The organism is Arthrobacter sp. THG-b23 (assembly GCF_059091265.1).
In genome coordinates this window covers 145,065-169,395 of the sequence record NZ_JBNHGM010000002.1, presented here as the reverse complement: position 1 = coordinate 169,395, position 24,331 = coordinate 145,065, and the positions used below count along the sequence as shown (strand labels likewise).

General features: G+C 67.3%; 23 protein-coding genes. 11 read left to right on the top strand and 12 right to left on the bottom strand.

Translation table 11 applies throughout. The features are described 5' to 3' along the window. Positions 1-101: 101 nt before the first annotated feature. Together AC5RVD_RS04540 and AC5RVD_RS04535 are read left to right on the top strand one after the other, a co-directional pair. Positions 102-1,796, top strand: a complete 1,695-nt coding sequence (locus AC5RVD_RS04540; protein WP_494122059.1) for an amidohydrolase — start codon at positions 102-104, stop codon at positions 1,794-1,796. Beyond that, positions 1,793-3,046, top strand: a complete 1,254-nt coding sequence (locus tag AC5RVD_RS04535; protein WP_494122058.1) for a M20 family metallo-hydrolase — start codon at positions 1,793-1,795, stop codon at positions 3,044-3,046. The genes AC5RVD_RS04540 and AC5RVD_RS04535 overlap by 4 nt, the downstream gene beginning before the upstream one ends. A gap of 13 nt (positions 3,047-3,059) precedes the next feature. Here the strand turns inward: AC5RVD_RS04535 and AC5RVD_RS04530 are convergent, their stop codons facing one another. From AC5RVD_RS04530 to AC5RVD_RS04515, 4 genes are read right to left on the bottom strand one after another with little or no spacing between them, the layout of a single operon-like run. Beyond that, the gene (locus AC5RVD_RS04530; protein WP_494122057.1) at positions 3,060-3,500 is read right to left on the bottom strand and encodes an ATP-binding protein; all 441 of its coding nucleotides are present in this window, start codon (positions 3,498-3,500) and stop codon (positions 3,060-3,062) included. Next, the gene (locus tag AC5RVD_RS04525) at positions 3,493-3,825 is read right to left on the bottom strand and encodes an STAS domain-containing protein (RefSeq protein WP_494111798.1); all 333 of its coding nucleotides are present in this window, start codon (positions 3,823-3,825) and stop codon (positions 3,493-3,495) included. The genes AC5RVD_RS04530 and AC5RVD_RS04525 overlap by 8 nt, the downstream gene beginning before the upstream one ends. Further along, positions 3,809-5,761: a glycosyltransferase family 2 protein gene (locus tag AC5RVD_RS04520; RefSeq protein WP_494122056.1), complete on the bottom strand. Its 1,953-nt coding sequence runs from the start codon at positions 5,759-5,761 to the stop codon at positions 3,809-3,811. The genes AC5RVD_RS04525 and AC5RVD_RS04520 overlap by 17 nt, the downstream gene beginning before the upstream one ends. Beyond that, the gene (locus tag AC5RVD_RS04515) at positions 5,761-6,879 is read right to left on the bottom strand and encodes a PP2C family protein-serine/threonine phosphatase (protein ID WP_494122055.1); all 1,119 of its coding nucleotides are present in this window, start codon (positions 6,877-6,879) and stop codon (positions 5,761-5,763) included. Before AC5RVD_RS04515 ends, AC5RVD_RS04520 begins: the two co-directional genes overlap by 1 nt. A gap of 86 nt (positions 6,880-6,965) precedes the next feature. Between AC5RVD_RS04515 and AC5RVD_RS04510 the strand changes: the two genes are divergently transcribed. From AC5RVD_RS04510 to AC5RVD_RS04495, 4 genes are all read left to right on the top strand, one after another. Continuing rightward, entirely contained in the window at positions 6,966-8,696 is a 1,731-nt protein-coding gene (locus AC5RVD_RS04510) for a sensor histidine kinase (protein ID WP_494122054.1), read from the top strand. A 111-nt stretch (positions 8,697-8,807) separates the two neighbouring features. Further along, positions 8,808-9,242 carry a nuclear transport factor 2 family protein gene (locus AC5RVD_RS04505; protein ID WP_494122053.1) on the top strand — a complete coding sequence of 145 codons (435 nt, stop codon included), beginning with the start codon at positions 8,808-8,810 and terminating at the stop codon, positions 9,240-9,242. Positions 9,243-9,264: 22 nt separating this feature from the next. Further along, the gene (locus AC5RVD_RS04500) at positions 9,265-10,674 is read left to right on the top strand and encodes a purine-cytosine permease family protein (protein ID WP_494126139.1); all 1,410 of its coding nucleotides are present in this window, start codon (positions 9,265-9,267) and stop codon (positions 10,672-10,674) included. 16 nt (positions 10,675-10,690) lie between these two features. After that, positions 10,691-11,323 (top strand): cyclase family protein, encoded by a 633-nt coding sequence (locus tag AC5RVD_RS04495; RefSeq protein ID WP_494126138.1) that lies wholly within the window; start codon positions 10,691-10,693, stop codon positions 11,321-11,323. A 104-nt stretch (positions 11,324-11,427) separates the two neighbouring features. Here AC5RVD_RS04495 and AC5RVD_RS04490 read toward each other — a convergent pair whose 3' ends face one another. Beyond that, positions 11,428-12,651, bottom strand: a complete 1,224-nt coding sequence (locus tag AC5RVD_RS04490) for a glycine cleavage T C-terminal barrel domain-containing protein (protein WP_494126137.1) — start codon at positions 12,649-12,651, stop codon at positions 11,428-11,430. Between the two features lie 429 nt (positions 12,652-13,080). Here AC5RVD_RS04490 and AC5RVD_RS04485 point away from each other — a divergent pair, with 429 nt between their 5' ends. Next, positions 13,081-13,596 carry a CarD family transcriptional regulator gene (locus tag AC5RVD_RS04485; protein WP_494126136.1) on the top strand — a complete coding sequence of 172 codons (516 nt, stop codon included), beginning with the start codon at positions 13,081-13,083 and terminating at the stop codon, positions 13,594-13,596. 97 nt (positions 13,597-13,693) lie between these two features. Here AC5RVD_RS04485 and AC5RVD_RS04480 read toward each other — a convergent pair whose 3' ends face one another. Further along, a complete protein-coding gene (locus AC5RVD_RS04480) occupies positions 13,694-14,389 on the bottom strand; it encodes a pullulanase X25 domain-containing protein (protein WP_494111807.1) in 696 nt (231 codons plus the stop codon). A 170-nt stretch (positions 14,390-14,559) separates the two neighbouring features. Beyond that, positions 14,560-15,612, bottom strand: coding sequence for an NAD(P)-dependent alcohol dehydrogenase (locus AC5RVD_RS04475; RefSeq protein WP_494126135.1), 1,053 nt, complete (start codon positions 15,610-15,612; stop codon positions 14,560-14,562). A gap of 103 nt (positions 15,613-15,715) precedes the next feature. On the opposite strand from AC5RVD_RS04475, the gene AC5RVD_RS04470 reads away from it, so the two are divergent. Together AC5RVD_RS04470 and AC5RVD_RS04465 are read left to right on the top strand one after the other, a co-directional pair. Beyond that, positions 15,716-16,435 carry a TetR/AcrR family transcriptional regulator C-terminal domain-containing protein gene (locus tag AC5RVD_RS04470; protein ID WP_494111809.1) on the top strand — a complete coding sequence of 240 codons (720 nt, stop codon included), beginning with the start codon at positions 15,716-15,718 and terminating at the stop codon, positions 16,433-16,435. A 120-nt stretch (positions 16,436-16,555) separates the two neighbouring features. Beyond that, positions 16,556-17,347 (top strand): ZIP family metal transporter, encoded by a 792-nt coding sequence (locus tag AC5RVD_RS04465; protein WP_494111810.1) that lies wholly within the window; start codon positions 16,556-16,558, stop codon positions 17,345-17,347. Between the two features lie 90 nt (positions 17,348-17,437). On the opposite strand, the gene AC5RVD_RS04460 is transcribed toward AC5RVD_RS04465, so the two are convergent. After that, positions 17,438-20,032, bottom strand: a complete 2,595-nt coding sequence (locus AC5RVD_RS04460) for an ATP-dependent Clp protease ATP-binding subunit (protein WP_494126134.1) — start codon at positions 20,030-20,032, stop codon at positions 17,438-17,440. A 300-nt stretch (positions 20,033-20,332) separates the two neighbouring features. On the opposite strand from AC5RVD_RS04460, the gene AC5RVD_RS04455 reads away from it, so the two are divergent. Further along, positions 20,333-20,707 (top strand): LexA family protein, encoded by a 375-nt coding sequence (locus tag AC5RVD_RS04455; protein WP_494111923.1) that lies wholly within the window; start codon positions 20,333-20,335, stop codon positions 20,705-20,707. After that, positions 20,700-22,070 (top strand): Y-family DNA polymerase, encoded by a 1,371-nt coding sequence (locus AC5RVD_RS04450; RefSeq protein ID WP_494126133.1) that lies wholly within the window; start codon positions 20,700-20,702, stop codon positions 22,068-22,070. The genes AC5RVD_RS04455 and AC5RVD_RS04450 overlap by 8 nt, the downstream gene beginning before the upstream one ends. Positions 22,071-22,136: 66 nt before the next feature. On the opposite strand, the gene AC5RVD_RS04445 is transcribed toward AC5RVD_RS04450, so the two are convergent. The 4 genes from AC5RVD_RS04445 to AC5RVD_RS04430 all read right to left on the bottom strand — a co-directional run bounded on the left by AC5RVD_RS04445 (position 22,137) and on the right by AC5RVD_RS04430 (position 24,293). Beyond that, positions 22,137-22,355 (bottom strand): hypothetical protein, encoded by a 219-nt coding sequence (locus AC5RVD_RS04445; RefSeq protein ID WP_494111813.1) that lies wholly within the window; start codon positions 22,353-22,355, stop codon positions 22,137-22,139. Between the two features lie 72 nt (positions 22,356-22,427). Next, positions 22,428-22,862, bottom strand: coding sequence for a hypothetical protein (locus AC5RVD_RS04440; RefSeq protein ID WP_494111814.1), 435 nt, complete (start codon positions 22,860-22,862; stop codon positions 22,428-22,430). Between the two features lie 65 nt (positions 22,863-22,927). Further along, positions 22,928-23,140, bottom strand: a complete 213-nt coding sequence (locus tag AC5RVD_RS04435; RefSeq protein WP_494122041.1) for a hypothetical protein — start codon at positions 23,138-23,140, stop codon at positions 22,928-22,930. Positions 23,141-23,222: 82 nt separating this feature from the next. Then, complete coding sequence (locus AC5RVD_RS04430; RefSeq protein WP_494126132.1) at positions 23,223-24,293, bottom strand: NAD-dependent epimerase/dehydratase family protein; 1,071 nt, start codon at positions 24,291-24,293, stop codon at positions 23,223-23,225. Positions 24,294-24,331: the final 38 nt, after the last annotated feature.

Below are 24,331 nucleotides of genomic sequence, written 5' to 3'. Positions count from 1 at the left end.
CGTGACATTGCTCCAGTGTTGAAATGGAGACGGCCCCCGGCACCTTCCGGTGCGCCATCTACCGCTCCGGGCACGCCGCAGCGAAAGCACGAAGAGGACTCATGCTCGTCGATCTCCTGATCCGCAACGCCCGCATTCTCACCCAGGACCCCGGACAACCGGTGGCTGAAAGCCTGCTGATCCACGACGGGAAGGTGCTGGCCCTCGACGTCGAGCCCCAGTCCATCCCCGGCGCCCGGCGGGTCGTCGACGCCGCCGGTGCGGTCATCGTGCCCGGCTTCAATGACGTGCACGCCCACAGCGTATGGTTCGGGCTCGGCCTGATGGAAGCGAACCTGGGGACCGTCGCGAGCCTCGAAGAGGCCTACGCTGTCATCGCTGACGCCGCATCCACGCTGGCGGAGGACGAATGGGTGGTGGCCTCCGGGTACAGCCCGCTGCTGCACGGCGGCGCCCAGCCTGACCGTGACCGGCTCGATGCTGCCTCCGGCGGCCGCCCGGTATGGATCAAGCACTCCTCAGGCCACGCCTGCAACGTCAACGGCGTCGCACTCGAGGTAATCGCCGAACACGGTGCCGACCTTGCCGCGCCGATTGATGGCGGCGTCGTGGTCACGGATGCCCAGGGCCGGCCCACCGGGCTGCTGGAAGAGAACGCCATGCGGCTGGTGCAGGACATCATGCTGCCCTACCCGCTGGCGACCATCGAACGCGCGCTGGACCTTGCGACCACGCACTATCTGAGCGAGGGCATCACCAGCGTCACCGACGCAGGCATCGCCGGCGGCTGGATCGGGTACTCGCCGCGGGAGTTCGCCGCCTACCAGAGCGCGCGCGACAAGGGGCTGCTGAGCGTCCGGATGCAACCCATGCTGGTGCTGGACGCCTTGCATCAGGTGCCCGGGCACGCGGCAGACCCGGTCTCGCGCGGGCTCGACGCCGGCATCCGCACCGGTTTGGGGGACGATTGGCTCCGGCTGGGACCGGTGAAGATCTTCAGCGACGGATCGCTGCTGGGCAGCACCGCCTACGTCACCGAAGAGTATGTTGGCTGTCCCCATAACCACGGCTACCTGCAAATGGACGCCGAGGTGCTGCGCGCATCGTCGCTTGAGGCGTACCGGGCCGGCTGGTCCATTGCCATGCACGCGATCGGCGACCACGCCATCGACCACGCAATCGACATCATTACCGAAGCCCAGGAAACCTACGGCCGCAAGGCCGTGCCCAACAGGATTGAGCACGGCGGCGTGATCCGGCCGGAGCAGTTGGACCGCATTGCCGCGGCCGGTATTGTCCTGGTCCCTCAGCCGCACTTCATCACCGAGTTCGGCGACGGCATGGCCAAGCTGCTTGGCCCGGAACGGACGGCCACGTCCTACCCGGCCAAGGGCCTGCTGCAGCGCGGCGCCACGCTGCCGGGCAGCTCGGACCGACCGGTGTCCAACGGCCGGCCGCTCGACGTGATGCAGTCGTTCGTGCAGCGGCTGACCCCGTCCGGCGAGGTCTACGGCCCCGACGAGCGGATCACCGCGGCCGAGGCGCTGGCCGCCTACACCGTTGGTTCCGCGGCGGCAACGGGAACCGCGGACACCAAAGGCCGGCTGGTGCCGGGCATGCTGGCCGACCTCGTCTTCCTGGACCAGGATCCCACCGCCGTCGAGCCATCGCGCATCGGCGCCACGCAGGTGCTCGCCACCATGGTGGGCGGCGAGATCCGCTTCGGCGCGGAGAACTTCCCGCCCCAGAAAACCGCGGATGCGGCCATGGCATCGACCGGGGAGGAAACCCGATGAGCACGACCGGCCAGGAATTTCTTGACGACTTCGCCGCCATGTCCGGGTTCGGCGCGACCGACGGCGGCGGCGTGGACCGGCAGGCCGGAACGCCGGCGGACCACGCCACCCGCCGGTGGTTCGGCGAGTGGCTGGCACGGCATGGCTTCACCGAAAAGGTAGACGCCGCCGGAAACCAGTTCGGCACCCTCGAACTTGTTCCCGGTGCTCCCTATGTCTTGCTCGGATCGCACCTGGACTCCCAGCCATTGGCCGGGCGGTACGACGGTGCCTACGGTGTGCTGGCCGGTGCACACGCCGCGGCCCGCGTGGCGGCCGAAGCTGCCGCCGGCGGGATCGACCCGGTCTACAACGTGGCCGTGGTCAACTGGTTCAACGAGGAAGGCAGCCGCTTCGCGCCCAGCATGATGGGCAGCTCCGTCTACACCGGGAAGCTGCCCCTGGAACAGGCGCTCGCCACCACGGATCCGGCCGGGACGACGGTCGCCGCGGCCCTTGCCGCCGGCCACCGCACTGCCGATGACGGCGCCCCCCGGCTGGCCGAGGTGGCCCGGTACGCCGAAATCCACATCGAACAGGGCAGGAGCCTCGAGGAGACCGGCACGCAGGTCGGAATCGTGGACCGTACGTGGGCGGCCAGCAAGTACCGCGTCACGGTCGACGGGGAGCAGTCGCATACCGGCTCCACCCGGATGGAGGACCGCCGGGACGCTCTCTACGGGGCCGCGCTGGTCATCTCCGCCGCCCGTGACCTCGCCGCGGAGTTCGCCCCCGGGCAGCTGCACACCTCGGTCTCCGAGATGTATGTGTTGCCCAACTCGCCGGTGACCATTGCGCGCCAGGCCGTCATGAACCTGGACCTGCGGTCGCCGGACGAGGGCGTCCTGGCCCGCGCCATGGAGTTGCTGGACAAAAGGATCGCCGAGGCGGAGGCGGCCTCCCGCACGACGGTCGCCCTCGAGTTGACCCACCGGTGGGGACTGGTGTCCTACCAGCCCGCAGGCGTGGCGCTCGGCATCGCCAGCGCCGAGCGGCTCGGGTTCAGCCACACGGACATCATGACCGTGGCCGGGCACGACTCGACCAACATGAAGGATGTCGTGCCGACGGTCATGCTCTTCGTCCCCAGCGTCGAGGGCATCTCGCACAACGAAGCCGAATACACCCGGGACGACGACGCCCTGCGCGGCGTGGAGCTGCTGACCGAAGTCGCGCGGCGGCTGGCTAGCGGGGAGCTCACGACGCAATAGCACTCCGGCGCGATTAGGGGCTGTCCTCCGAAGCATTGCGGCGGAGAACCCAGACGTTGTCCTCGCCGTGGCGCTCGAAGGTGACAGTGCTGACCAGGGCATGGATCAGGTTGAGCCCCCGGCCGGACTCCGACTCTGCGTCGATACTTTGCCTTTGCGGGTCGGTGATGTCCGGACTGGATGGTGCTGCTCCGATTTCGGAAATGCGTGCCTCCAACCGGCGGGACCAGATGGTGATGTCGACGCCGAGCTGGAGCGGCGCATTGGAAGCAGGGACGGCGTGCTGGACCACGTTGGTGGCGGCCTCGATGACGGCTGTCGAGAAGGCCATGCGGTCCATCTCCGGAACGAAGCCGGCCTTGGCCCAGAGGGCCTCGAAATCTTCATGCAATGCATCGACGGTTTCGGCAGTGGCCAACCCCTGGCGGGAGCTTCGGGCCAGGATCTCAGTCATCGGAAAACGCCGCGTCGACGCTCTCGTACGGGGTTAAGACGCGGTGCATGCTGGTCAGCTCAAGCACCATCTTGACCTGTGGTTGCACGTTGGCGATGCGGAGGTCGCCCCCGGCTTGGCGGGCGATCTTCAGGCAGCCGATCAGGGCCCCGAGACCTGAGGAGTCCATGAACTCCGTGCCGGCCATGTTCACCACCACATGGTGGTTCCCTTCGGCCACAACAGCCGCCACGACTTCGCGGAGGCGGGGTGCTGCGACCATGTTCAGCCGGCCGCTCCCGTTGACTTCGGCATAGGCGGGCGTGGTCTCAACGGTGAACTGCATCCAAGTTCCTTTCGTCGGGCTTGAACCCTTTGTACCTGACGGCCTTGACCAGCACGCTCAGAATCAGCAAATCAAAGATAACCCAGGCCACGTTCACAAGCGTGCCCAAGGGTTCATTCAGTCCGGCGGCCAGTCTTGCCGCTCCTGCCACGAGGGCAACCGCCAGCAATGCCATGGTGACCAACTGGGGCATGATCAAGTTCCAGCTGCTTCCCTCGGACTGACGGGCCTTGGGGGTGACGGCAAATCCGAGGGGTCGTCCCAGCCAGACGTTGCGGGCCGCCGTCGTGCATGCCTTGATCCAGGTAGGGAAAAGGGCGAGGCTGTACTGCTGCCCGCGCCAGGTGCTCACGCCCTTGCCGACGACGGCGAACAACAGTTGGTTGACCACCATGAACGGGATGAACCGGATGAAGAAGTCCGTGCTCAGGCTGTTGACGGGGAGGATGCCCAGGGTGAGGTAGATGATCGGCGCGGCGAAGTAGACCACGGCGGCGAACCCGCTGAGGTAGCTCCACATCGTGGAAAAGTACATCAGCCGCTGACCAAGTTTCAGCCCCCGCTGGACCAGCGGGTTCTCGCGCAGCATGACTTGGATGGTGCCCTGGGCCCAGCGCAGCCGCTGGGTGAGCATGGTCTTGAGGTCCTCCGGGGCCAGGCCGTGCGCGAGGACCTCGTGGTGGTAGACGCTTTCCCAGCCCATCGAATGCAACCGCATCGAGGTCGCCATGTCCTCTGTCACGGAGATAGTGGCCAGCGGCATCACCGGCTGTGCTTCGTCGGGGCGTTCGACGGAGACGGCGTCCAGCACAGCCTGCACCGATCCCAGCGCCCCTAGCGGGGACCAGTCCCGCCGTGACATTCGCTCGACCGCCCCGTCCAGTTCATCCGGTTCAGAGGTACCCGACGTGCGCCCGAGGTCCATGGCGGCGATCTCGGCCAAATCCGCTTCCACCGCGGCGAAGTTTTCGGCAACAAGGGTCCGCACCGCGCTGTCGACCTTGTTCCGGAGCTCGTAAGTGATCTCACTCAGGGAGCCGCCGTTGCGGAGTCTGATGCGGGCGGTATCGGTGGCGCCTTCCACGTCGTCGAGCAGCCGGGCGACCAGCGGATCGGCCGCTTCCGGTGACTTGCGGGCCTTCCGGATGGCTCTTCGGGCCCCAGTCAAGGCGCGGTGGACGCCGCGGTCCACTTCGGTCACATAACCGGCCAGGCCCAGCTGCATGAGGGCTTCGCGCCGAAGCAGGGCATTGGAGCCGCAGAAGAATGCTGCGTTCCATCCGTCTTTGCCTTGCTGAAGGGGCCCGTAGAACAGCGGGGCCTGGCTGCCCAGCGGGTCGTCGGCCGGAACGTTGCTGAAGTACTGGGGGGTCTGGACGAGGGCGACCCGGCGCCGGTTGAAATACCCCAGCGTCCTGTCCAGGATGTCGGGCCGGGGGACCTGGTCGGCATCCAGGATGAGGAGGAATTCCCCCTGGGTCATCATCAGCGCGTTATTTAGGTTGCCGGCCTTGGCGTGCCGCGGCTTGTCCGACCAGTCGCCGGTGCGGGTCAGGTACCCCAGCCCGTGACTGGCGGCGAGTTCGCCGAGCTCCGGCCTGGCGCCGTCGTCCAGAATCCAGGTGCTGTGGGGGTAACGGATGTCCCGCGCCGCCAGCGCGGTAGCCATGACCAGGTCCAGCGGCTCGTTGTAGGTGGTGATGAAAACGTCGACGGTGGCGTCCGCAGGTGGCGGCGGCGCTTTGCGCTCTCGGACCCGCCAGACTGTCAGGCCGAAGAGGGCGACGTCGATCAAGCTGAACGTTTCGGCCAGAACCAAGGGGACGGCAATCCACCAGGCAGACCAGTTGAGCGATTCCAGCCAGCGCCACATCAGATAATTGGTGCCCAAGATGACCGTCAGGACGACCAGAACCCGCGTGGCGAAAGCTTTCACTATGGCCCAACTTCGGCGCTGATTGGCGGGCAGCGGCGCAACATCACTGCAGTGACGTCGTCGGCCACGGCGGTGCCCGCCAAGTCCAGCACTGCCTCGCACACATCGTGTGGCGAGTCGTGCACCATCGCAACGTCGGCCACAGCGTTCATGGCCGCATCCACCGAATCGAAGGCGTCCAAGAGCCCGTCGCTGAGAACCAGGAGCGAATCCCCGGGGGCCAACATTAGGGTGCCCGCGGTCCACGTGCTGCCAGGCACAGCACCCACCGGCGGACCGCCCGAGGGCAGGCGACGCAGTCCGCCGTCGTACAGGTGGAGCCCGAGGCCGTGGCCGGCGTCCACGTACTCCACGGTTCCGCTGTCGGAGTCCAGCCGGGCGTGGAAGATGGTCACGAACGAGGATGACTGCCCCAAGTCCCACTCCAGCGCTTGACTGGCCGCTTCGAAAGCCCGATTGAGGTCCGCATGCCGATTGGAGGAACGCAAGACCGCGCGCACTGTGGCCGCGATGAGGGCAGCGCCCATGCCCTTGCCCATCGCGTCGGCAACGGTGACCTGCAAACCGTTTTCCGTGGCGCACCAGTCGAAGAAATCACCGCCCACATTCCGGGTCGGCCGGCAACGGCCATCCATTTCATAGTCAGTGAGGCGGAGCGGCTCACCGGGCAGCAGGCTGCGCTGGACCTCGGCGGCGCGTTCCTGATCGGCGCTGCTTGGAGCCGCGTCGGCAGGCTGGGAGCGCGGACGGCGGAAGAGCGCTGCGATCCTCGCCTGCAGCTCACGAGGGCTGAACGGCTTGCTGATGTAGTCGTCGGCGCCGGTTTCCAACCCCTTGAGCCGGTCGATCTCGTCCACGCGGGCGGTGACCATCAGAATGTAGGCGTCCGAAAACGTGCGGATTCGCCTGCAGACGTCGATGCCGTCGAGATCCGGCAGATTCAGGTCCAAGGTGATGAGGTCGGCCCCGCCGTCTCGGATGAGGTCAAGCCCGTCCTGCCCGGTTTCCGCCTCCGCGACGGTGAAGCCCTGGTCGGCTACAATTTCGATCAACAGCCTGCGAATGTCGGGATTGTCCTCGACTATGACGGCGCGGCGGTTGCTGGGGACTGCAGACATGCTTTCATTAAGGCGTCAATCCTCCCATTTGTCACATCCATCACTGCAGAAACCCGTCCGCGACCACACATTGGAGTTTCGCCGCCGTGGATAAAGTCCTCGACCTGCTGACCCTGCATCGGGTGAAGTTCCACGCCCTCTCACTGCGCGGGCGGGTCGTGATGAGCCAGTTGCCGCTGTCGGCCACGATGCTGTTCCTGTGGATCGGCATCTGGCTTTTTTCTCCGTCGCTTTTGGCGAACCCGCTGTTGGGTCTCAGCATGGTGTGCAACGCCGTGTTGCTGGCGGCCTGTTTCCTCGTTCCGTGGGAGAAGCTGCCCCACCCGTCCTTCCTGATCATTCCGCTGCTGGATTTCATTCCCATCGGCCTGCTGCGCGAAAGCGCCGGGTCGCTCCTGACCGGGGTGGGGCTGCTGGCCGCGTTCCCCGTGATTTGGCTGGCAGCCTCCGGTCAATTCCCGCGGCTGTGCGTGATCGGCGGTGCGCTGGCCGCCCTGGCGATGGTGTGGATTCCAGTGTTCCTCAAGCAGCCTGCCGTCACTTTCGAAGCGTTAATCCACCCGCTGCTCATCCCGTTCATGATGCTGGCCATCGGAATCACGGTGCGCATGATGACGGCGAGCATGATGGAACAGCAGCGGGTGGTCGAGGCCAAGGACGCCGAGCTGCGCAGTCTGCTGGAAGCCAGTGGCAGGCGTGAACGGCTCCTCTCCGCCGTCGTGGGAGCGGTGGATGTGGGGGTCCTCGCGGTCGATGAAGACGGCAATACGATCCTGCGCAACCGCCGGCAGGAAGAGCTGCGCCGCCTGGTGCTGCCGCATGGCGACGAGGACGCGCCGGAGTCCCGGCTCGAGCTCTACACCGACGGCGGCACTACGGTCATCCCAGCCCAGGATCGGCCCATCTCCCGCGCAGTGCGGGGCGAATCGTTCTCCGAGTACCTCGTGTGGATGGGCCGGCCGCCCGGGCAGCGCGTGCTCTCATCGTCCGCCCAAGCAATGGTTGACGACAGCGGCCGGCGAGAAGGAACCGTCCTGGCTTTCAGCGACGTTACCGAGCTGGCAGCAGCGATGGACGCGAAAAACGAATTCCTGTCCAACGTTTCCCACGAGCTGAGGACGCCGCTGACCTCCATCCAGGGGTATGCCGAATTGCTGGCCATGGGGCCGGACTTGCCGCCAAAAATGGTTGCAGGGCTGGAAACCATCATCCGAAATTCGGACCAACTGCTTAAACTGGTCAACGATCTGCTGGGCACAGCGGCAGGCGTGTCGGAGCTGCAGCCGGTGCTGGCGGACCTTGGGGAAATTGCCGGTCAGGCGGTGGCGGCGGCAGAACCCCGGGCTGCGGCCGGCAGAGTCCAGCTGTCCGCCCACTTGCCGCGGAACATGGACGTGGTCTGCGATCCGGCGCGCATCCGGCAGGTGTTGGACAATCTGATCTCGAACGCCATTAAGTATTCCCCGCAGGGCGGCGACGTCACGGTCAGCTGCACCGGAGTCGACGGAGTGGTGCAGTGCAGGGTGGCGGACCGGGGCATGGGCATGGACGCTGAGGAAAGCAACAACGTCTTCACACGTTTTTTCCGCAGCGCCGCGGCGCGCCGCAGTTCCATTCCTGGACTGGGCCTGGGGCTTGCGCTGTCCAAGGACATCGTGGAACGCCATGGCGGCACGATTACGTGCAAGAGTAAGCGCGGCGTTGGGAGCGTGTTCACTGTTGCGCTGCCCGTCGCCGGACCGCCCCGGGAAAATGAACTCGAAGCCGCTGACGCCAGCGACCAAAGCACCACCGTTGGCGCCCGGCACGAGCCGTGACCCCTTCGGGAGCGTCCGCTGCCCCTTGCGTCGGAGTTCACTCTTGGCAACACTTGTTTCACCGGGGAAACTCCCCGTCGCAGTTGGCCATGCTGCAACAAGGAGGCCGCCATGGGCGCCGCCGCACCGCATACTCCCTCCGATGATCAGGTCCTTGAGGCCGCGGCGGGCATTGTCGGGGCTTTCGCAGCTACCGACACCGACCGCTACTTCGCGGCGTTCGCCCCGGATGCCAGCTTCGTTTTCCACACGGAACCCGCGCGCCTGGACAGTCGCGACAGGTACGAGGTGCTGTGGGCGGGGTGGCTCGCCGAGGGGTGGCGCGTGCTCGCCTGCGGATCCACGAACCAGCACGTGACGGCCTTCCCCGGCGGCGCGGTCTTCGTGCACGATGTGGCAACGACCGTTGCCCTGCCAGACGGCGAGGACTCGTACCTTGAGCGTGAAACGATCGTCTTCCGCTACGGCGACGGCGGTCTAATCGCGGTGCACGAGCACCTCTCACCCATGCCGCCCGCGGAGCAAGTCCAGGCCCCGCCACCTTAATTTCGTTCGTCCGAGGACCATCATGAACCTCTACCAGCGCCTCGATACCCACCTGCAGCAGAATGCGGACGGCTTCGGTCCCATCCGCGGCACGTTGTCGACACCCCGCATCGGAATGATCTGGCTGGCCGCCAACTTCGTGGTCACCACCCTGCTGACCGGCACGCTGTTCATCCCCGGCATCGACTTCGGCGCCGCCATCTGGCTGATCGTCATCGGCACCCTGGCCGGCGCCGTTGTGCTGACGCTGATCGGCAACATCGGTACCCTGACCGGCCTGCCCACCATGGCCATCACCCGCGGCGCCTTCGGCACCCGCGGCAGCCTGTTGCCGGTGGCCGCCAACGTGATCATCCTGATGGGCTGGAGCTGGGTGCAGGCCATGCTTGCCGGAGTCACCGTCAATTACGTGGTGGCGCAGCTGACCGGCTTCTCAAACCCCATCCTGTTCGCCGTGCTGTGCCAAACCCTGGTCGTCTGCCTTGCCATCCTCGGGCACGAGGGAATCGCGAAGGTAGAGCCGTGGCTCGCCGTCGTCATTCTCGCGATCATGGTGTACGTCTTCACCACCGCCTTCACCACGTTCGGCCCGGCAGAGTTCGGCGGCATCGGCGTCGACGCGTCGCTCGGCTACACCAGCTTCGTGGTGCTGGACATCGTGATCGCGACGGCCATTTCCTGGACCGTTCTGTCCGCGGACTTCAACCGCCTGGCCAAGTCCAGCCGCGCGGGCATCCTTGGCTCCGGCATCGGCTACACCGTTTCCACGGTTCTGGCCATGTCGCTGGGCGCCACCGCCATTGGTTACGTGATTCTCTCCGGCGAGCCGGCCGCCGAGTTCGATCCCACTGTCATCGTGGCTGCCTTCGGCACGCCGCTGGCCATTGTGATCTTCATGTCGGTCATGGCCACCAACACGATGGTGGTCTACGGGATGGTCACCACGATCGTGAACGCCCAGTCCCGGTGGAAGCTCCGGTTCCTGCCCACAGCCCTGGTGGTCGGCGTCACCTCGATAGCCGGTTCCACCTGGTTGGCCCTGTTGAACCAGTTCACCGACTTCCTGGTCACGATCAGCGCGTTCTTCGTGCCGGTGTTCGCGATCATGATCGTGGACTACTACATCATCAAGCGCCGGAGCTACAGCCGCGACATCCTGAGCGAAGGAGGCGGAAGGTACTGGTACACGGGCGGGGTGAACTGGGCGGCCATCGCGGTATGGGTGATCGGCGCCGCGGCCTCCTACGTGCTGACCTACCTGTGGCCCAGCCCGGTCGGTGCCACCATCCCTGCCTTCTTGCTCAGTTTCCTGCTGTACCTGGCCCTGTCCATCAAGAGCCGCGAACGCTTCGCCGGCGAACGGGCCGGCCACCTAGCGGAGCAGCCGGGAGCGGTGCCCGGCGCCGAATTGCCCAGCGCCGGGGGAGACTGAGCGGGCCGTGAGGTGCGTGGACCTGACCCATCCCGTCTCCTCGGGGATGCAGGTCTTCCCCGGGGACCCGCAGGTGAAGATCGCGCGTGCACTGACCATCACGGAGAACGGAGTGGAAGTCTCCGAGCTGCAGCTGGGCAGTCACGCCGGCACCCACTTCGATGCTCCGTGCCACAGCATCGAAGGCGGCCGGACCACCTCCGAGGTGCCGCTCGACGAACTTGTCGGTGAAGCCCTGGTTTTGCAGGTTCCGGGCCTTGCGGCGGGGGAAGAAATCCGCTGGCACCAGCTGGCCAGCCAGGTGCCGGGCAACGTGCCCGCGATCGTCGTCGTGGCTACCGGGTGGGACCGACACTTCGGCACCGAGGCCTACCTGGACCACCCGGTACTGTCCCGGGCGGCAGCGGATGAACTCAGCCACCGGGGCATGCGCGTGCTGGCCGTGGACACGCTGAATCCCGACCGCACCCTGCAGCCTGCCGAGACGTTCAGCCTCCCGGTGCATGAGCTGGTGCTGGGATCAGACGGCCTGATCGTGGAAAACATCAGGCAGGCCACCACGCTGCCCGCCCGCTGCCGGGTCGGCTTCTTCCCGCTCAAGCTCACCGGAACGGACGGCGCCCCGGTCCGCGCCGTCGCCTGGACGTAGCCCCGTACGACGGCGGGGCCCGCCGTCGCCTGGACGTAGCACCGTACGACGGCGGAGCCCGCCTTCGCGAGGTGGGCTCCGCCGTCATTGTGGTTTTGACGGTCTCAGTCCTTGGGCGTGGACTTTGCCGGGTCGACGAAGGGCTTTTGGACGACCTGTCCTTCGCGGACTCCCTCCGGCGTGTGGATGGACAGCGCGGTGCCTTCGCCGCTGAGGTCGATCGGCACCATGGCCAGGCCGATGTTGCGTTCCAGACGCGGCGAGTGGCAGGCGCTGGTGACCTCCCCGATGGGGGAGCCGTCGCCGACCGAGACCGGGAACGGCTTGATCATGGAACCGTCGTTGTAGCTGCCCAGCGGCTCGCCGCCGATCTCCACGCCGACCATCAGCCGGTCAATGCCCTTCTCCCGGATGCGGCCGAGCGCTTCCTTGCCCACGAAGTCCGCTTCCTGGTCCAGATCCACCATCCAGTTGTAGTCGTAGCCGACCTCCAGCGGGTTGGTCTTCAGGGTGATGTCGCAGCCGTAGGCCAGCATGCCCGCCTCAATCCGGCGCATGTGGCAGGGCCCAATGACCCGCAGGTCGTGCGCCTGGCCCGCTTCCCAGACGGTGTCCCAGAGGCGGCCGGCATTTTCGGTGGCGTTGTAAAGGTAGATCTCGTAGCCGACCTCGCCGGTGTAGCCGGTCCGGCTGACCACCACGTCCATGCCGTTCAGGGTGTGGTGCTGCATGTAGTAGTACGGCATGTCCAGGATCTGCGGGCCGAACAGGTCGGACATCAGCCCCTTGGCCTTCGGGCCCTGGACCTGCACGGGCGCCACATCCACCTCTTCCACGGTGACGTCCCAGCCGCCGGCGTGCGCCAGGCCCATGGCCCACAGGTGCACGTCGCTGTCCGCCAGCGAGAGCCAGAACTTGTTCTCCTCCACGCGCAGCAGGATCGGGTCGTTGATGATGCCACCGTCGGCCGCGGTGATGAAGGCGTACTTGCACTGGCCCACCTCGCACTTGGTCAGGTCCCGCGGGGTGAGCATGTTGGTGAAGTCGAAGGCCTGCGGGCCGCTGATCTGCAGCTGCCGCTCCACGCCGACGTCCCACAAGGTGACGTCGTTCAGGAGTGACCAGTACTCGCTGACCGGGTCGCCGTAGTGGCGCGGGTGGTACGTGTGGTTGTAGACGCTGTACGCCGCGACGCCGTGCTCCCGCGACTTCCAGAAGTAAGGGGACTTGCGCAGCCGGGTGTAAAGGGTGACGGCCGGGTTGGGGTTGACGCGGGACGAATCGGTGCCGTTGAACTGGGCGGAGCCAGAATCGAGAATCTCCGACATAGGGGCTTCCTCCTCCGAGGTTCTGGCGCCAGCCGGACCTGAAGAGTTGCGCATGATGCGCAACCTTGCGCCATGTGAGACTGCCATGGTGGCAGTCGCTCTGCCGGGGAGTCAAGGGGTAGCCCATACCGCCTGCCCGCGCCGCTGCGTCCCATCCGTGGCGCGGCCCAGGCCCGGCGAGGGGCTCCACCAGCCGGGATCCCCGGGTACATAGGCCGCACGCGTGAGATAATTGAGCCAGCCAAGCTCGCGGGTTCGGGGCGGGTCCATCCGCGTGGTCTCGATCCGGTCCGCGTGCTCACTGATACCGAATTCCCGGTTTACGGACCGCAGGTTCGGAGGTGGGACGACCGTCTGGCGCGAGGGCCTCTGCGGCCCTCCGTCCACTGATGTCGAGTGTGGCGCTCGTGCGAATCAGAGGACTCTTGAATGCATTTTGCTGAAGGTCAAACCCTTGTTCACCCACACCATGGTCCGGCCGTTGTCCAAGGCATCAGGACCCGGGCCTCGCGGCTGGACGCGGAATGCCGCTACGTCATGCTGGAGGTCAAAAACTCGAACCTGACGGTCGGCGTTCCGGTCGAGAAAGCCGAGCAAGTCGGCCTGCGGACAGTCTTCGGCGAGGGACAGTTGGAAGCACTGTTCGACGTGCTGCGCGCCCCCTCCCAGAAGGAGGATCCGCAGTGGTCCCGGCGCTTCAAGGACAACCAGGAACGGCTCCGCACCGGCGACATCTTTGTGATCGCCGGCTTGGTCCGCGACCTCACCCGGCGGCTGCACGCCAACGGCACCATGTCCCACGCCGAGAAGGACATGCTGCAGTACGCCAAGAAGCCGCTCGTCACGGAGATTGCCCTGTCCAAAGGCATTGAGCCGCAGGAAGCCGAAGAGATCCTCGTTGCCGTGGTGGCCTGCCCGGTGGCGGAGGAGCTGGCCAGCGCCTAAACGATCACGGCGCGCATGGCGGTGCGCATGACGGCGCACGACGACGGCGCACGACGACGGTGCGACGGGCCGCGGGTCAGGCGCGGTGACGACGGCGTCAGGCGCGGACCAGCCGGGATGCCGCGGCCAGGTCATGCGTGGCGTGGTCGTACGCGATGGTGAGCGCACCGCCGTCGTGCTCGAACTCGTGGTTGGCGCCGTCCGGGAGGCCATACGCCCCGTAGTTTTCCTCCCACGAGCCGTTCAGTGCGAACTTGAAGGCATACCGGCCGGCGGGCAGCTCGGTGTCCAGCTTCCACAGGCCGTCGGAGGCATCAAAGAGCATCTGCACCGCCTCGTCGGCCGGTTCCCAATCGCGTTCGGCGCCGAGCAGCACGCCAAAGTCGCCAACTACGGCGACTCCCACAGGCTGTCCGGCGGGAAGCGTGGGCTCCGCTGCGGGCGACGCCGGTTCCGGCGACGGCTCCGGCAGCGGCGTCCCCGCCGCGAGGGCCGTGGCCAGGTCCGCCGCATCGGGAAACGCGGTGACGGCCCGCAGCCCCTCCTCGGTGATGGCCCACCCGCCGCGGCCCTTGGCCATCCAGCCGGCTTTCACCAGCCGGGCGGTCGCCGTCGTCAGGTTTTTAAACCCGCGGGGCACGCCGCCGCTGAGCAACTCCTGTTCGTGCGCGGTCGGCGGCACGCGCCGCAGCGCCTCGCTGATGACCTCCCTGGCGTCCGGCCGGGTGCCGGTCGCGGATGCGGCCGCCAGAATCTCGAGGACAGGTTTGAGACGCAGATGGGTCTTGAGCATGGCCGTGGCTCCTTCGCGGTCTGCCGGAACTGGTGACGCTCCCAGTCTGCGACCCGTCCACGCCGAGCACCACTATTTGGCGTTGTGTGTCGGCTCCCCTAAGCGTGCAGCTCGCTGTAACCGGAGCCGGCGGCCCGGAGCATTGGCAGGTTAGCCCCCTGACGCTCCGGCTACAACGTGATGACCACCTTGCCCCGCACCTCGCCGGCCTCCAGGCGGCGCAGTGCTTCCGGCATCTGCTCCAGCGGATAGGTGTGGTCGAGCACTGGTTTCAGTTGCCCCGAGTCGATCAGCTCACTCAGCCGTTCGAGATCGGAAGAGGTCTGGCGCGCCATGAACATGACAACACGCTGCCGGTTGAAGAGGGACAGGAACATTCCGCCCAGCGGCCTGAACAGGCCCCCGGTCCAGCGGTCGCCGTGTTCGCCGCCGACAATAACCGCCGTGCCGGCAGGGGTTAGGGCCCGGCGCACGCGCGACAGGGACGGGTTCCCGGCTATGTCCACGATCACGTCGTACCGGTGTCCTCCTGCCGCAAAGTCTTCGCGGGCGTAGTCGATGACGGTCTCGGCGCCGAGGCTTCGCACCAGCTCCGCCTTGGCGGCGCTGCACACGCCGGTTACCGTCGCGCCCAGGGCCGTGGCTATCTGCACGGCGTAGGTGCCGACGCCGCCGGAGGCTCCGGTGATGAGTACCCGATGGCCAGCCTGGACACGGCCGATGTCCCGCAGCGCCTGCAGTGCTGTCACGCCGGAGACCGGAAGGGCCGCGGCCTGCTCAAAAGTGAGTTCTGCGGGCTTGGGGGCCAGCAACGACTCCGCTGCCAGCGCAAATTCCGCGAAGGAGCCCTTGCCGAAACCGAAGACCTCGTCCCCGATCGAGAATTTCGTGACGGCACTGCCTACGGCCGCTACCGTTCCCGCGACGTCAAGCCCGGGGATCGGATTCTTGGGGGACTTCCACCCGGACACAGCGCGGACCGGATACGGCAGGCCGGTGGCCATGTGCCACGTGCCGCGGTCCAGACCAGCGGCGCGAACCTTGATGAGGACTTGGCTTTCGCCGACCTCCGGTACGGCGATATCGGCCGGGTGCAAGGCGTCGGTAATTCCGTACCGGGTCTGCACTATTGCGCGCATGGTCGGTTGTGCCGGGGCGGGGGAGACGCTGTCACGCAGCGGCTCCGTGTTGGCCGCCGAAGGGGAGGATTCTGTTGGTTCCATGGGACTTCCTTCTCGAGGATGTGGATGACGTGGAGCCCAAGTGCTGCCGTACAAAGTACGAAGGTACCGTACAAAGTACGGGAATGCTATAGTCGCGGGAACAATGATCAAAAAACCAGGCAGCGCCCCCGCAGAACGCGTTCCGCTCAGCAGGGAACGGGTGCTCCGCGCCGCAATCGAGATCGCCGACGGCGGCGGGTTGGCCCGCCTCACGATCCGCTCACTGGCTCAGGCGCTGGACGCCAAGCCGATGTCGCTCTACCACCACGTCCGCAACAAGGACGAGATCCTCGACGGCATTGTCGATGCCGTCTTCGAAGAGATAGAACTGCCGGTCGCCGGGAGGGAATGGAAGGCTGAGTTGAAGCGGCGTGCAGCCTCGGCCCGCGCCGTGCTGCGACGCCACCCCTGGGCCATCGCCTTGATGGAATCGCGCACGACGCCCGGACCGGCAAACCTGCGCCACCACGATGCAACCCTGGGCACGCTTCGAGCCGCCGGATTCTCGCTGCCGCTGGCGGCCCACGCCTATGCGCTGCTGGATGCATACGTTTATGGGACTGCTCTTCAGGAGGCGTCCTTGCCTTTCGACGGCCCGGACAGCTTGGCGGAGGTCGCCGGGCCAATGGTGGAGATGTTCACTGCCCAGGACTATCCACACCTGCGCGAGCTGGCCGTGGAGCATGTGCTGCAGCCCGGATACGAATTCAGCGACGAGTTCGATTTCGGCCTCGACCTCATAATCGGCGGCCTTGCAGCGTCCCTGCACGGCTCCGGGCCCGGCGAAGAATCAACAGAGAGGGCCGAAGCGCCCTCGCCCTGAACCACGGGGTCGCGGGGAAAGCCGTAGCGACTGGCACCGGGGAATCCGGATCCGGGGTCGAAGAGCCGCCGGTGCCCCGCCAATGTTCCGCGGCTGCCGCCGTTTTCCTATACTGGCGGGATGGGAATGCCGGTGCTATTCGGCGTCGTGGCTTCCAGCGCGTTGGTGCTGGGCGCGTTCATCGGTGTGAAGTTCGAGCTGCCCAAACGTGTGCTGGCGATCCTTTTGTCGTTCGCGGCCGGTGCGCTGATTACGGCGTTGGCATTTGAACTGTTTGAAGACTCCTACGAGCGCGGCGGCATCTGGCGCGCGGTAATCGGCCTGGGCGTTGGGGCAGCGGTGTTCACGGCGCTGAGCGCGCTGCTGGACCGATGGGCGCAGCCCTCGTCCCGTTCCACGCCGGCCGCCGAGTACCAGGGCAGCGCCAAGCTGGATACCAATGCGGCTGCCGCGGAGCATGCACCTACGGCCGAGACCACCCGGGGCACTGCAGGCCTGGCGCTGCTGGCCGCGGTCACGCTCGACGGCGTGCCGGAGAACCTCGCGATGGGTGTGGCTTTGGGCGAGGGAACCGGCGGGTTGGCCCTGCTCGCTGCGATCTTCGTCTCCAACCTGCCCGAGGCGCTGGTGGGAGCCGCTTCCATGCGCAGCCAGGGCAAGTCGGCGCTCGCGGTCATCGGGCTCTGGAGCGCTTGCGGAGTCCTGCTGGTCATCGCCGTCATCATCGGTGCGGGCCCGCTGTCCGCCACCGACCCGGAATCCATCTCGTTGCCGCTGGCCTTCGCGGCCGGGGCAGTGATTGCCTCCTTGGCCGACACCCTTATGCCCGAGGCCTACGAACACGGTGGCCCGGCGGTCGCCATGAGCACGGCCGCAGGGTTCGTTTTGTCCTACGCACTGTCGCTGGCGTGAGCCGGAGGCAGCGGTGGCGGGGCACCCCCTCCGATGGAGTGCCCCGCCGTCGCCCTGTCGCGCCCGGCCCCTGTCGTGCGGTCGCCGCAGCTACGCCGCCGCGGCCATGCTGCCCGCTGCGACCCGCAGCCCATCGTCGCCGGCGGTGACCTGGATCCGCCCGCCTTCGGCAACGGCCTCGGCCACCAGCAGGTCCGCGATCCGGTCATCCAGCTCTCGCTGGATCACCCGGCGCAGCGGCCGGGCGCCGTATTCGGGCTCGTAGCCGGCCTCGGCGATCCACGCCACGGCGTCCTCGCCAACCTCCAGCTCGATGCCTTGGGCCGCCAGCCGGGCCTCGGTCTTGCGCAGCTGCAGCCGCACGATGGAACGCAGCTGCTCCTGCTCCAGCTTGCGGAACAGCACGATCTCGTCGATCCGGTTCAGGAACTCCGGCCGCATGGTTTCGCGCAGCCGGCCCATCACCCGGGCGCGCAGATCCTGCTCGCTCCCGAAGCCGTCCTCGCCGTTGTTGGCGGTGAATCCCAGCGCTCCGCCCTTGCTTGCCAGGAACTCCGACCCGAGGTTGGAGGTCATGATCACCACGGTGTTGCGGAAGTCCACGGTGCGGCCCTGCCCGTCGGTGAGGCGTCCGTCGTCGAGGACCTGCAGCAACAGGTTGAACACGTCCGGATGGGCCTTCTCCACCTCGTCCAGCAGCACCACCGAGTACGGGCGCCGGCGGACGCGCTCGGTCAGCTGGCCGGCCTCGCCGTAGCCCACGTAGCCCGGAGGCGCGCCGACCAGCCGCGAGACGGTGTGGCGCTCGCCGTATTCACTCATGTCGAAGCGGACCATGGCGTCCTGGTCGCCGAACAGCGACTCCGCCAGTGCCTTGGCCAGCTCGGTCTTGCCCACGCCGGTGGGACCCAGGAACAAGAAGCTGCCGACGGGCCTGCCCTCGTCCCCCATCCCGGTGCGGTTGCGCCGCACCGACTTGGCGATAGCGGTCACGGCGTCGTCCTGACCGATAACCCGGGTGTGCAGGTCCTCCTCCAGCCGGGCAAGCCGCTGCCGGTCGCCCTCCGTCAGCCGGGCGGCCGGAATGCCGGTGGCGCGGGAGATGATCTCGGCGATCTCGGCCTCGCCCACCACATCGGTGGGCGCGACGCCGGGGCGGGCCCCGCCGTCGTGGTTTTCGGCGGTTTCGGAGGCCGGCTGGTGGGCGGAGGCGGCTTCCAGCCTGGCCTGCAGCTCTTCGATCTCGTCGCGCAGCTTCGAGGCGTCCTCGTAGCGTTCCTCGGCGACGGCGGCGTTCTTGGCCGATTCCAGCTCTGCCAGCCGGCCGCGCAAAGCCTCCACGTCGACGCGCGGGCCGCGCCGCAGGCTCAGCCGCGCTCCGGCTTGGTCGATCAGGTCGATCGCCTTGTCCGGCAGGAACCGATCGGTGATGTAGCGGGAGGACATCTCGACGGCGGCGCGGATAGCTTCGTCGGTGTAGGCCACCTGGTGGTGTTCCTCGTAGCGGTCCTTCAGCCCGGACAGGATCTGCACGGCGTCTTCAACCGAGGGCTCGCCGACCATGACCGACTGGAAGCGGCGCTCCAGGGCGGGGTCCTTCTCCACCTTGCGGTACTCGCCCAGCGTGGTGGCGCCGACCAGGTGCAGTTCACCGCGGGCCAGCCGGGGCTTGAGGATGTTGCCGGCGTCCATGCCGCCCTCGCCGCCGCCGCCGGCACCGACCACGGTGTGCAGTTCGTCGATGAACACGATCAGCTCGCTGCCGGCGGCGCTGATCTCGTCCAGGGTCTTGGTCAGGCGTTCCTCGAAATCGCCGCGGTAGCGGGTGCCGGCCAGCATGCCCGGCAGATCCAGCGACACCACGCGCTTGCCGCGCAGCTGCTCCGGGACGTCGCCGGCCACGATGGCCTGCGCGAGGCCTTCGGCGATGGCGGTCTTGCCCACGCCGGCCTCGCCGATCAATACCGGGTTGTTCTTGGTCCGGCGGGCGAGGATCTCGATGGTCTGGGCGATCTCGTCGGCGCGGCCAATCACCGGGTCCAGCCGGTCCTCCCGGGCCTGGGCGGTCAGGTCGGTGCCGAACTGGTCCAGCATGGGCGTTTCCGCCTGGGGATTGGCGCCCGTTTGCGGCCCGGCGTTTGTGGTGGGGCCGACGGCCTGCGCCGCAGCTTCCTCCGCCGCCTGCTGCAGCGCCATCGGGGTCACGCCAGCGCCGGCCAGAAGCTGGCCGGCGGGGGTTTCCTGGTTCAGGACGAAAGCCGCGAACAGGTGCTCGGGGTCGATGTACGTGGAGCCGAACGCGCGGGCCACCTGGTGCGCGTCCAGCAGGGCACGCTGCGCGGACGGCGTCAGCGACGGCGTTTCACGGGTCGGGGCGGTCTTTTCCGGCAACCCCTGCTCGGCGGAGCGCGCGATGGCCAGCGGGTCGGCGCCGGCCAGCTTGATCTGGCTGGCGGCCGGCTCCTGGCGGGCCATGACGTGCAAAATGTGCAGGGCGTCCACCTCGATGTGGCCGAGGCCCGCGGCAAACCGGGCCGCCTGTGCCAGCACTTCGTGGGTGCGGCGGCTGAGCAGGCGGGTGAGGTCAACGGTGCGGGACTGGGCCGCCCGCTGGCCCTGCAGGTAGCGCGCCAGGAACTCGTCGAATGAACCGTTGCCGGAAGCTGGTCCGAAGAACAGTGGCATGGATACTCCTCCTGTGAACGTGAGTGCCTTCGACTCATGTTAACGCCTTCGAGTGATGATTATTCCAGAAGTTCCGCAAACTTGAGCGAAGGTGACTCACCTGCGCGGGGCTGGTGGATCCGTCCACCTCGTGCGAACTCGCCGTTCCCGGTGAGCGATGCAACGGGCGGGCGGTTCGGGCAGCGGGGATGGGTCCGGCGGAGGGGCCGGTGCTAGGGTTGTCTTCGAAGCTTTGTTCGAAGACGGGGGTCCGGGATGTTCGGTTTGGAGCAGCCGTCGAATGCGTCGGCCGGCCCGGAAATGGGCACCGGAACGCCCGAGGATGCGCGCGGTTTCCCGTCGCCGGCGCGGGACTACTTCCACGGCGGCATCGATCTGAACCGGCACTTGATCCGCGACCGGACCAGCACCTTTGTGATGCGGGTGGCCGGGAACTCGATGGCGGCCGCCGGGATCTGCGACGGCGATGAGCTGATCGTGGACCGCTCGCTGACCCCGCGCGACGGTTCGGTGGTGATCGCGGTGCTGGACGGGGAATTGGTGGTGCGGCGCCTGCATCTCACCGCGGACGGCGTGCGGTTGCAGACGGACGACGGCGGTGTCCCCACCGAGGTGGGCGAACTCGCGGAGCTGAGCATCTGGGGCGTCGCCACCCGTTGCCTGCACCATGTCTAGCGGTCCCGCATCGGGGTCCGGCGCCGCGGCCCCCGGCCAACCGCCTGCGTCCGGCGCAACCTCCGGCCAGCCGCCCGGATCCCGGCCCGGCGAACGGATCGCGCTGGTGGACGTCAACAATTTCTACGTCTCCTGCGAGCGGGTCTTCGATCCATCCCTCGAGGGGCGCCCCGTCGTCGTGCTCTCCAACAATGACGGCTGCGTGGTGGCGCGCTCCGAGGAAGCCAAGCAGTTGGGGCTGAAGACCGGGACGCCGTGGTTCCAGGTGGCGCCGCGGGCCAAGGCTTGGGGGCTGGTCGCGCGCTCCAGCAACTACGAGCTGTACGGGGACCTGAGCGCCCGGGTGATGGAAGTGCTAGGCCGGTTCGGGGCGTGGCAGGAGGTCTATTCGATCGACGAGTCTTTCCTGGGCCTGCCCGGCGTTGAGGACCAGTTGCTGGAAACTGCCGGCCGGATCCGAGCCTCCGTGATCCGGCAGGTGGGCGTGCCGGTCAGCGTTGGCGTGGCCCAGACCAAGACGTTGGCGAAGTTCGCCAACCACGTTGCCAAGCGGAATCCCCAGATGGCCGGGGTGTGCTCGCTGGGCTCGATGCCCGCTTCCGACATCGCATGGATCCAGTCGCGGGTGCCGGTCACCGGGCTGTGGGGCGTGGGCGGGCGGACCGGGAAACGACTGAACGCCCTCGGGATCGAGTCGATCGCGGACCTGAAGGCCGCGGACCCGCAGGCGATCCGCAAGAAGTTCTCCGTGGTGCTGCAGCGAACCGTGTTGGAACTGAACGGGACGCCCTGCATCCCGCACACGGAGGAGCGGGCCGACAAGCAGCAGATCATGTTCTCGCGAAGTTTCTCCACGCCGGTGACCACGCTCGAGGAGATGGACCAGGTGATGGCGGTCTACGCCCAACGCGGGGCGGCCCGGATGGCAGCCGAGGGACTGCGGGCCTCCGTGCTGACGGTGACCGCGGGGACCAGCAGGTTCGCCGGCGGCGAGGCGGCGTTTCCCGCGGCCAGCGTCCACTTGCCGACGCCTACGCAGGACCCGATCCAGCTGACCAAGGCTGCCGTGGCTGCGATGCGCGGTTGCCTGGTACCCGGCGCCCACTATGTCCGGGCCGGGGTGCTGTTGTCGGGGCTGGAGCCCGCCGCCGGGCAGCAGACCTTCGACCCCTTCGTCAGCGATTTGGAACAACGGAACATCGGCGACCTGTTGGGCGCCGTGCGTTCCAAGTTCGGCGAAGCCGCGATCGGTCTCGGTCAGGGCGGGCTGGCCGCCCCGGCGGCGTGGTCAATGAGACGTGAGTTCTCCTCGCCGCGCTACACCACCGAGTGGAGCGACCTGCCCGTGGTCAAGGCGGATTGATCCACGAACGAAACGGGGCATGGCAGCGGCCGGGATCTCGGCGGCCGCTGCCATGCCCGCGGTGGATCAGTCGCTCGGGCTGGTGTCGGTCGTGAGCCCGCGGTCGTCCGGGGTTTCCCGGTCTTTCTCTTCGGCCGGTCCGGGCGCGATGTTCATGCCCTCCTTGCCCTCGGGCTCGGGGGCGGAATCAGCCGTCTCCTCTTGAGCGTCCGGCGCCGACGGATCTGCCCCGGTGCCCGACTGGTCCCGCGGACCCTTGACCTGGCCGTTGTCGTTCTCGGTCATGCCAGTCCTTCCTTCTGCCGTTGCTGCAAGCCATGCCCGGAGAGGGGCTCGCTTGCCCAAGTCCCGGGCAGGTCACACTCCAGGCGGGCGCAGGTCGTCGTCCCTGTTACTGGTGGCGGGTCCGCCCGGCATGGCGCCTCCCTCGCCCGTCCAGCTCTGCCCCAGTTCGTCGCTGTGCGCCGGATCCGAGACGGTGTCGCCGAGGGTGGTCGTCGGGCCGGTGGTGCCAGTGGTGGCTCCGCCGTCCTTCCCTGAACCGTGGTTGCCGGGCAGCTTGGCGGATGCCGCAGACCCGGCCTTCTTGGCCGCTTCGGTGACGCGGTCAGCGACTCCCGGGGCCTTCTCCTTGACCATGCCGGTGGCTTCGTGGACTTTTTCCTGAACCGCTGGATTCTGCCAGAACTCCTGGGCCTTGGCCTTCAGCGAATCGTAGGCGGACCTTCCGGATTTCGAGCCGAGGACGAATCCGAGGGCGATGCCGGTGCCGAATGTGAGTTTCCCTTTCACAGCGTGCTCCTGTCAGTAGACGGTTGGTGGGCGGTGCTAGGTAGACCGTTGGGGGCGGTGCCAGGTCAGCCGGGGAAAGGCGCGTTGGGCGCGTCCTCTCCGTACGCTTTCTTGACCAGGTCGTCGGCGACCTTCTCGTCGCCGTGGACCGGGATGTGGGCCTCGTCGGCTTCCTTGTCGTCGCCGTCGTCGAGGCCACCTGCGCCGGCGGGCTGGCTCGGATCTTCTTCATTCAGGTCGTCCGGGTGTTCCGGGCGCGGATTCTCGTTCGGATTCATCAGGTCCTCCTTCTCGAGCGGGTCGTCCTGTGGGATCAGACCGGGCACTGCGCTCATCGCGCGGCATGCCCATGGGGCCACACTACGCGCCGGTCCTCGGCTTCGCACGGGTCCAGCGGCTGCGCGGGCGCATCGCGGGGGATTCCGTAACCCCTCCGGCCTTGGCCATTCCCGCCAGGACTTCACGGATCGCCGACAACGAATCCACCTGCGGCACCCAGCCGAGTTCGTCCCTGGCCCGGCTGGTGTCCATGACCGGAGCGTAGCGGGCCATGTCCACCCAACCGGGGTCGCTGGCCAGCAGCCGGACGGACCACGCGGCGCCGACCAGCTGTCGCACCAACGGCACGGGAACGGGCAGCCAGCGCCGGGCGCCGAACAGGGAGGCGACGAGGCCGGGCGTTACCACCGGCTCGGCCGCAACGTTGAAGGGGCCCCTCGCACCCTGGTCCAGCACCCGCCAATAGGCGTCCGCCACGTCATTGGCATGCAATGCCTGGAAGATGAACTCCTCGGGAAACGGGAACAGCGGCAGCCGCAGCCGGTTAATGAAGAACTTGGGGATCCACCGGCCCACGAAGTAGCGGCCGATCTGGCTGCCGGCCTCGGCCTGGAATATCAGGCCGGGCCGCAGCCGCGCCACCTTGATTTCCGGGTGGTCGTCGGCGAACTGGTCCAACAGCGCTTCCTGCTGGCCCTTGAACCGGCTGTAGTGCGAGCTGGCGATGCCTCTGGCCGGCCAATCCTCGCGGACCCGGGAGTGCTTCGGACCCGGGCTGTACGCGCCGAGCGACGATGCGCAGACCACTTGCCCGACGCCGGCGTTGGTGGCAGCGGCAAGCACGTTCGAGGTGCCGTCCACGTTCACCCGGCGCAACTGCCATTCATCGTGGTTCGGCTGCAGCAGCCACGCGAGATGGACGACGGCGTCGCATCCCTTGAAAGCCTGGGTAAGCCTTTCCCGGGCATCACGGGAGGCGATGTCCACTGACACCCACGTGACGCCGTCGTATGGTTCCGTCGTGGCATCGGGCACGCGCCGTGCGATGCCGACGATTTCCACGTCGTCAGCACGTTCGCCCCGCGCCTTCTGCAGCCGGCGCAGCACTGCTGTACCGACGTTTCCGCTGGCTCCGACCACCGCGACTCGCATGCACAGACGCTACCGCGGATGCCACGGCTTGGCGAGGG

Bases quoted from the DNA above. Each gene is read 5' to 3' on its own strand.
- AC5RVD_RS04540 (WP_494122059.1), top strand. From the start codon at position 102: ATGCTCGTCGATCTCCTGATCCGCAACGCCCGCATTCTCACCCAGGAC.
- AC5RVD_RS04535 (WP_494122058.1), top strand. From the start codon at position 1,793: ATGAGCACGACCGGCCAGGAATTTCTTGACGACTTCGCCGCCATGTCC.
- AC5RVD_RS04530 (WP_494122057.1), bottom strand. From the start codon at position 3,500: ATGACTGAGATCCTGGCCCGAAGCTCCCGCCAGGGGTTGGCCACTGCC.
- AC5RVD_RS04525 (WP_494111798.1), bottom strand. From the start codon at position 3,825: ATGCAGTTCACCGTTGAGACCACGCCCGCCTATGCCGAAGTCAACGGG.
- AC5RVD_RS04515 (WP_494122055.1), bottom strand. From the start codon at position 6,879: ATGTCTGCAGTCCCCAGCAACCGCCGCGCCGTCATAGTCGAGGACAAT.
- AC5RVD_RS04505 (WP_494122053.1), top strand. From the start codon at position 8,808: ATGGGCGCCGCCGCACCGCATACTCCCTCCGATGATCAGGTCCTTGAG.
- AC5RVD_RS04500 (WP_494126139.1), top strand. From the start codon at position 9,265: ATGAACCTCTACCAGCGCCTCGATACCCACCTGCAGCAGAATGCGGAC.
- AC5RVD_RS04490 (WP_494126137.1), bottom strand. From the start codon at position 12,651: ATGTCGGAGATTCTCGATTCTGGCTCCGCCCAGTTCAACGGCACCGAT.
- AC5RVD_RS04485 (WP_494126136.1), top strand. From the start codon at position 13,081: ATGCATTTTGCTGAAGGTCAAACCCTTGTTCACCCACACCATGGTCCG.
- AC5RVD_RS04480 (WP_494111807.1), bottom strand. From the start codon at position 14,389: ATGCTCAAGACCCATCTGCGTCTCAAACCTGTCCTCGAGATTCTGGCG.
- AC5RVD_RS04475 (WP_494126135.1), bottom strand. From the start codon at position 15,612: ATGGAACCAACAGAATCCTCCCCTTCGGCGGCCAACACGGAGCCGCTG.
- AC5RVD_RS04470 (WP_494111809.1), top strand. From the start codon at position 15,716: ATGATCAAAAAACCAGGCAGCGCCCCCGCAGAACGCGTTCCGCTCAGC.
- AC5RVD_RS04465 (WP_494111810.1), top strand. From the start codon at position 16,556: ATGGGAATGCCGGTGCTATTCGGCGTCGTGGCTTCCAGCGCGTTGGTG.
- AC5RVD_RS04460 (WP_494126134.1), bottom strand. From the start codon at position 20,032: ATGCCACTGTTCTTCGGACCAGCTTCCGGCAACGGTTCATTCGACGAG.
- AC5RVD_RS04455 (WP_494111923.1), top strand. From the start codon at position 20,333: ATGGGCACCGGAACGCCCGAGGATGCGCGCGGTTTCCCGTCGCCGGCG.
- AC5RVD_RS04450 (WP_494126133.1), top strand. From the start codon at position 20,700: ATGTCTAGCGGTCCCGCATCGGGGTCCGGCGCCGCGGCCCCCGGCCAA.
- AC5RVD_RS04445 (WP_494111813.1), bottom strand. From the start codon at position 22,355: ATGACCGAGAACGACAACGGCCAGGTCAAGGGTCCGCGGGACCAGTCG.
- AC5RVD_RS04435 (WP_494122041.1), bottom strand. From the start codon at position 23,140: ATGAATCCGAACGAGAATCCGCGCCCGGAACACCCGGACGACCTGAAT.
- AC5RVD_RS04430 (WP_494126132.1), bottom strand. From the start codon at position 24,293: ATGCGAGTCGCGGTGGTCGGAGCCAGCGGAAACGTCGGTACAGCAGTG.